Raw genomic sequence first — 5,623 nt, 5'->3', positions numbered from 1 at the left:
GGGTTGAAAATCTCGTGATGTCCGTATTTTCTCATTAGTTCATGTCCTAATCTACCTGGCAACGGCTATAAAAGAATATTTTTACTTACCAACGCTCTCAAGAGAAGGACGCGATAAGACATAAAATAGTTTTTGTCAAGACTAATTTAGGTGCGTTTGCCCCTACACCCCTAGTTTTGGTCACTTTTTTTCCTGTTTTTCTAAAATGAATGCATAATTTTGAATTTCTAACCCTATGAAATCAAAAATCGTATTCATAATTAAATAAGAACTTAAAATGACTGCACAAATAAATCCAGGAACTTTAATCAATAACCGTTATCTGATTAAGAAGATTCTTGGACAAGGGGGGTTTGGACGAACTTACTTAGCATTTGATACTCAGCGTTTTGATGAAGCCTGTGTTCTCAAAGAGTTTGTACCTACAACCACGAAACCAAAGATTATTCGTAAATCTAGGGAGTTATTTGAGCGGGAAGCTAAAGTTTTATACCAAATTCAGCATCCCCAAATTCCCACATTTATGGCTTGGTTGACGGAGAACGAACGGCTGTTTATTGTCCTAGAATATATTGATGGCAAAAATTACTCAGAAATTTTATCGGAACGTCTTTCAAACAAAGGTAGACCATTTTCCGAAACTGAAGTCAGAGCATGGCTACTAGATATGTTGCCAGTTTTGGAATATATCCACGATCGCAAGATTCTTCACCGGGATATTTCACTGGAAAATGTTATGCTTCGCCATAACGAATCTAAACCCATGCTGATTGACTTTGGGGCGGTTAAGGAGAAATTGACTCAGATATTATCAGCCCAATCTCCAAATCATCAATACTCAGCTCAGAATTCAGTAGTGGGGAAAATTGGCTACTCTGCACCAGAACAGCTACGTATAGGATGTTCCTACCCCTCAAGTGATATTTACTCACTTGCTGTTTCTGCGGTTATCCTTTTGACTGGAAGAATGCCACATGTGTTGATGGATGGTTCTCTAAACTGGCAATGGCGCTCCTATGCCAATATCAGTGACTCTCTAGCTCGCATACTAGAAAAAATGTTGGCAGAAGTACCAATAGAGCGCTACCAATCAGCAAAAGAAGTTTTCATTGAACTTAATGATAATAACTCATCATTGTCACTTGGTGGGGTTTCGAGTCCGTTACCAAAAACACCGCAAATTCAAACTAACACTACACACGGGCAGGAAAAGCAAAACAGCCAAACAAATATTCAATCGCATACACAAACACCAGTCTCTCTCAACCCAGAATTTTTAGAGTTTGTCGGGCGAGAATTAACTAGTTTTGTTGGTCCTATCGCCAGTGTTTTGATGACAAACACTTTGAACCAAAGCCCACAGATAGCCCAAAAGGAATTTAGCGAAGCGCTAGCTAGGGAAATTTTTGATCCACAAAAGGCACAAGAGTTTAGAAATCGCCTCCAACTTGCTGTTGAACCTAACTCAGCTTCTAGCAGTTCATACCAAGCCCTTGGAAATTATCCTGCAATTAGCGATCCAGAGTTTTTAGATCGTTGTCGGCGAGAACTAATTAGTTTTGTTGGTCCTTTTGCTAGCGTCATTCTTATCAAAGATGCTTTAAACGAACACCCAAGGTTAACTCCAACCCAACTTATAGAAACTTTGATGGCAGAAATTCCTGATGAGCAAAAAGCACAAAAATTTAAAGAACGCATTCATAAAATCACAAGTCAGATCAAATCCCCTGGGGCGATTGCTAGCAGAATTAATCATTTACGTTGAGCGAAGTCGAAACGTTGACGCTTTCACCTGGAGTTTAGACTAAATTCTATTTATTAGACTACAACCCTTGTATAGCAAGCATTTTAGATTTCGGAATCCTAAAGCAGTCATAAATTGGAAAAGCCTCTGGTGGATAAGGCTTTGGCGGTTTGAGATCCAAAATTAGTCTAAACTCCAATTTCACGTCTGATACCAATTCAAAAAATGTTTGGGACAGATGGAATGCATTAAGCGATTACCAGTAACTCTTTGACAATCGGTAAATCTAAAATCCAAAATGGTATGAGTTCTTCTTAAAAAAGTAAGGGCATCTACAAGAGATGCCCGTCATGCAGGAAAACACTATAAAAAGCTATTCCTACATCTTCCCAACAATCAGCGAATGTGACAAAATGCGGGATGATCCACATACACAGTCACAGTCGTATAAGAGTAATTTTATGAATCTGTAACTTTAGAAACAACAGTGTATCTTCGGAAAAATCTAGACAGTGAGCAATGAGCTATAGCAGGGAACGCTTAACGCTTAACAGGGAACACTTCGACCCTGAGTCCTGAGCCCTGAGTCCCAAAGGGACACGCTGCGCGTTCGCTCGATTCGTGCGCTTTGCGCTTACGGGCACGGCAAAGCCGAACGGACTCGCTACGCGTTCGCCTTGGCGTGCGCTTGCGCTTACGACAAAGCTCAGGGCAACGCAAGCTCAGTGCATCGCGCTTAATAGGCTTGATGGTCTGGTGGTGTCCGTATTTTCTTATTAGTTCATGTCCTAATCTACCTGGCAACTGCTATAAACTGGAGTTTAGACTAGAAAGCTCAAAATGACTCAGCGATGCTGACTAAAGAAATCTCGTATGTAAAAATCAAAAAAACTAAAAATTAAGCGGTTTCTTGTTGTTGTTTCGGGGTTTTAGAAGTACGCTTTTTAACAATAGGGTATCGGATTCTACGTTGACGTAATTGTCCCGGTTTCCAACCAGGAGATAACCCTTGTGTTTTTGGAGGTTGGGTAGGAGTAGAAATCCACGCTAAAACTCCTCCCATAGCTTGTGCAACTCTTCCAGGCGTGAGCTTAGTGATTGGTTTTTGCCAGGGAAGCGGACGATCATTAACGATATCACGAGCAAGCCACAGTTCCCAAGTCGTTAGTGGCATCAGGTCACTCCAACGGTCGCATTGCTTTGGAGTAGAAAGTTTGGGAGCCGCATCAACTTGTTTCGTTGCGGTCTGGTATCTTGTATTGCTGAGTCCCAAGGGGACACGCTGCGCGAACGTAGATGCTCGACCACTGACGACGGAATACCGGAGACATTGACAAATCTGCCAAGCTGTAAGCATTGCGCGTTAGCAATACTGCATCCATTAACTCAAATGTTGCATCTTTAGCTCTACACAAACATTTATATGCGGCTTGACGAAATTCGCGTCATCGTGCAAAAACATCCATAACGGTTGATCAGAGTTGGTTGTGCTTCTCTCATCTTCCGTTGGGAGGTGTCTGCTACAACCGCAGCCCTCCTTTGATTTTTTTTACACTCACTATATCCAATGTGACTGCGCGGCACATCCTTACGATCCATGTCCGGAGACATATCTAGTAAATGATTAATAGCAATGGTTAATAGTTCACTACATTCTTTCCCTAATAGCTTTCTGATATTTCCTTTCTTAAACTTGTTTTTAGGAAACCAAGGTCTTTCAGCTACTATATCTTTAAAGTCTTTATACTCATCAATTGTATCTTGAATGTTGCGACCAAGAAAACTATGCAAGCTTTGTACAATGCTTTCTTGATTTTTAATTGCATCATTGTTAATAACTTTCTCCATAACTGACTTTCCTAATTCAGTATCTGAATTGATGCGGACTAAGAGACCAAAGTTAGAAAATCCACTTTTCGGACCATCAGAACGTCCAGATAGAGCTGATAGATCGTTTTGATAAGGGATACTCCAAATTTCACCATTCCTGCATGTACAAAAAGTTCTAACCTCACCAAATTTGTTTCTCCATATAAATTTCACATCAGGGTTGTCCTTGCGGGATAAAAAACCTATGTCGCTAGAAGATTCAAGACGAATACCAAACTCCGTCCTAAGATAGCGGAAAGGTAACTTAATATTATTTCCTAGCATATTTTTTAGTTCTTTAGTTCCAAACCTACCAGTTGCTATGATTATTTTCTTTGCTTTCACAGTATCAACAATACCTGTTCTAACATCTTGTGTCTTAATAATGTATACCGAACCCAACTTATCTATTTCTAAAACTTTTGTATCAGTTAGCAAATGAGCTTTGTTTTTAATATCAGCAATGTCAAGCATCAAGTTCTTTCTTTGCTGTAAGGATGCATAGAATGAAGGATACTTCTTTTCCATAATTTTAGAAGTAAAATCTTGCTTTTCAAATTTCATATCTGCAATACTGCTACTTTCAATGCCATATTTAGCCATTATGCCCTCAACCCATTGATGAGCCTCTGTAATTACATTTTTTTTGCTCAACTGATATACGGCTGTTCCAGCAGGGTAATAACTAAATTTTCCATCTGAAAAAAGTCCTGCACCACCAACTCCAACACCTAGGTGGCAGGCATTGGTATGAGAGCGTTTGTGTGTATGCATACCATACTCAATTATTATGACTTCATTATGATTTTTTAGACCGGCCACCGATGCCAGACCTGCTGGACCAGCACCTAGAATCGCTACATTGTAGATATTTTTGGCTTCTAGTTTGTCAGAGTAAATTAGTTGATTTGGAGTGATCATAGTGATTCTATTCTTGGGAAATAAAGCGTTGATCTAGGTAAAAATTAGCTTTTTTGCTAACTACTTAGCTATTCATTAATGTCAATATTATTCTGTTTATTCTGGGTTGTAATTAACTTTTTTTAGGTTTTATTATAAACAAAAATAATTATTTTTGTTTACTTAGATTTCTTGTTATCTATAATTCGCTCCGGATAAAAATATAAATCTATCTCACTAATATCAGAAGGTGATAATATGCCTCTTGAGTAAGAGAGGATGTATCATCCTATGGCTGGACGTTTTGAAGGGTTGATGAAAATTTTATTCTGCTCACTGCGCTCAAATCGTCTACTTTATGGTGAGCCAAAAGCTTATACAGGGGTAGGTCGTCCCCGTATCCACGGGGATAAATTCAAGCTCAACGACAGCGAAACTTGGTGAGACAGCGCTGCGGGAGGGTTTCCCGACAGCCAGGCGACTGCGAACCCGAAGGGTGGACGGCTGATCAATTTGTAGAACTCAAAGATCCAAACTTAGGGTTGCTACGATTGCATTTGTGGCGTAATCTTCACTTTCAACAATCTGCCAAGATAAAAATGTATTGGATTCAAGTGCAGCGTTTGAATGAAGATGCAGTTAATCAATCTAAACCTTTATGGCTTGCATGGGTAGGAATGGACATGCCTGAATTGTCTGAATTTTGGCGACTGTACCTGCACCCAAACCCCGTGAAAAGTCCCCTGGCTGGACTACTGGCAAACCCCGGCTGCGTAGAATTCGTTACCCTACAGTTAAAAAAACTACTCCTAACCCAAAGAAAGAACCAGGAAAGTCAGCTTGACCTTTTGGTTTTCATATTTTCAGCTGTGTAGCTTGTCAACTCAGTGCTGCTGAGCCATTTTGTCATGGATTAGTCTAAACTCCAGTATAAAGGGAAGTATGTCGAGTAAGCAAAGATTGTATCAAGCCAGGATAAATCCTGCGTCGGCGGCTTTCATGAGCCAGTACTTGATGAGGTGAGACCAGTGCTGCGGGAGGGTTTCCCGACAGCCAGGCATCTGGCGTAAGCGCAAAGCGCACGCTGCGCGAACGCCGTAAGGCGTGCGC

Annotated in this window: 6 protein-coding genes; 3 read left to right on the top strand and 3 right to left on the bottom strand. The window is 40.5% G+C overall.

All coding sequences use genetic code 11. From position 1 onward, the window contains the following. Positions 1-277 precede the first annotated feature (277 nt). A complete protein-coding gene (locus AC5590_RS14600) occupies positions 278-1,765 on the top strand; it encodes a serine/threonine-protein kinase (RefSeq protein WP_169268819.1) in 1,488 nt (495 codons plus the stop codon). 877 nt (positions 1,766-2,642) lie between these two features. Here the strand turns inward: AC5590_RS14600 and AC5590_RS14595 are convergent. Then, complete coding sequence (locus AC5590_RS14595; RefSeq protein ID WP_246162567.1) at positions 2,643-3,101, bottom strand: hypothetical protein; 459 nt, start codon at positions 3,099-3,101, stop codon at positions 2,643-2,645. Between the two features lie 62 nt (positions 3,102-3,163). After that, on the bottom strand, positions 3,164-4,534 hold the full coding sequence (locus AC5590_RS14590) for a hypothetical protein (RefSeq protein ID WP_169268818.1): 1,371 nt from the start codon (positions 4,532-4,534) through the stop codon (positions 3,164-3,166). 270 nt (positions 4,535-4,804) lie between these two features. On the opposite strand from AC5590_RS14590, the gene AC5590_RS14585 reads away from it, so the two are divergent. Further along, positions 4,805-4,957, top strand: a complete 153-nt coding sequence (locus AC5590_RS14585; RefSeq protein WP_211178785.1) for a hypothetical protein — start codon at positions 4,805-4,807, stop codon at positions 4,955-4,957. Beyond that, entirely contained in the window at positions 4,954-5,388 is a 435-nt protein-coding gene (locus AC5590_RS14580; protein ID WP_498823428.1) for a hypothetical protein, read from the top strand. The genes AC5590_RS14585 and AC5590_RS14580 overlap by 4 nt, the downstream gene beginning before the upstream one ends. A gap of 43 nt (positions 5,389-5,431) precedes the next feature. Here the strand turns inward: AC5590_RS14580 and AC5590_RS14575 are convergent. Continuing rightward, positions 5,432-5,623, bottom strand: a 192-nt coding sequence (locus tag AC5590_RS14575; RefSeq protein ID WP_211178783.1) for a hypothetical protein, incomplete at its 5' end; no start/stop codon positions are given.

It is taken from the genome of Brasilonema octagenarum UFV-OR1 (assembly GCF_963888615.1).
Taxonomy (GTDB): Bacteria; Cyanobacteriota; Cyanobacteriia; order Cyanobacteriales; family Nostocaceae; genus Brasilonema; species Brasilonema sennae.
The sequence above is the reverse complement of the archived record's forward strand: the minus strand, read 5'-3'. Positions and strand labels throughout refer to the sequence as shown.

What these genes read in the sequence shown, in the direction of transcription:
- AC5590_RS14600 (WP_169268819.1), top strand. Translation starts at nt 278, where the DNA reads ATGACTGCACAAATAAATCCAGGAACTTTAATCAATAACCGTTATCTG.
- AC5590_RS14595 (WP_246162567.1), bottom strand. Translation starts at nt 3,101, where the DNA reads ATGCTTACAGCTTGGCAGATTTGTCAATGTCTCCGGTATTCCGTCGTC.
- AC5590_RS14590 (WP_169268818.1), bottom strand. Translation starts at nt 4,534, where the DNA reads ATGATCACTCCAAATCAACTAATTTACTCTGACAAACTAGAAGCCAAA.
- AC5590_RS14585 (WP_211178785.1), top strand. Translation starts at nt 4,805, where the DNA reads ATGGCTGGACGTTTTGAAGGGTTGATGAAAATTTTATTCTGCTCACTG.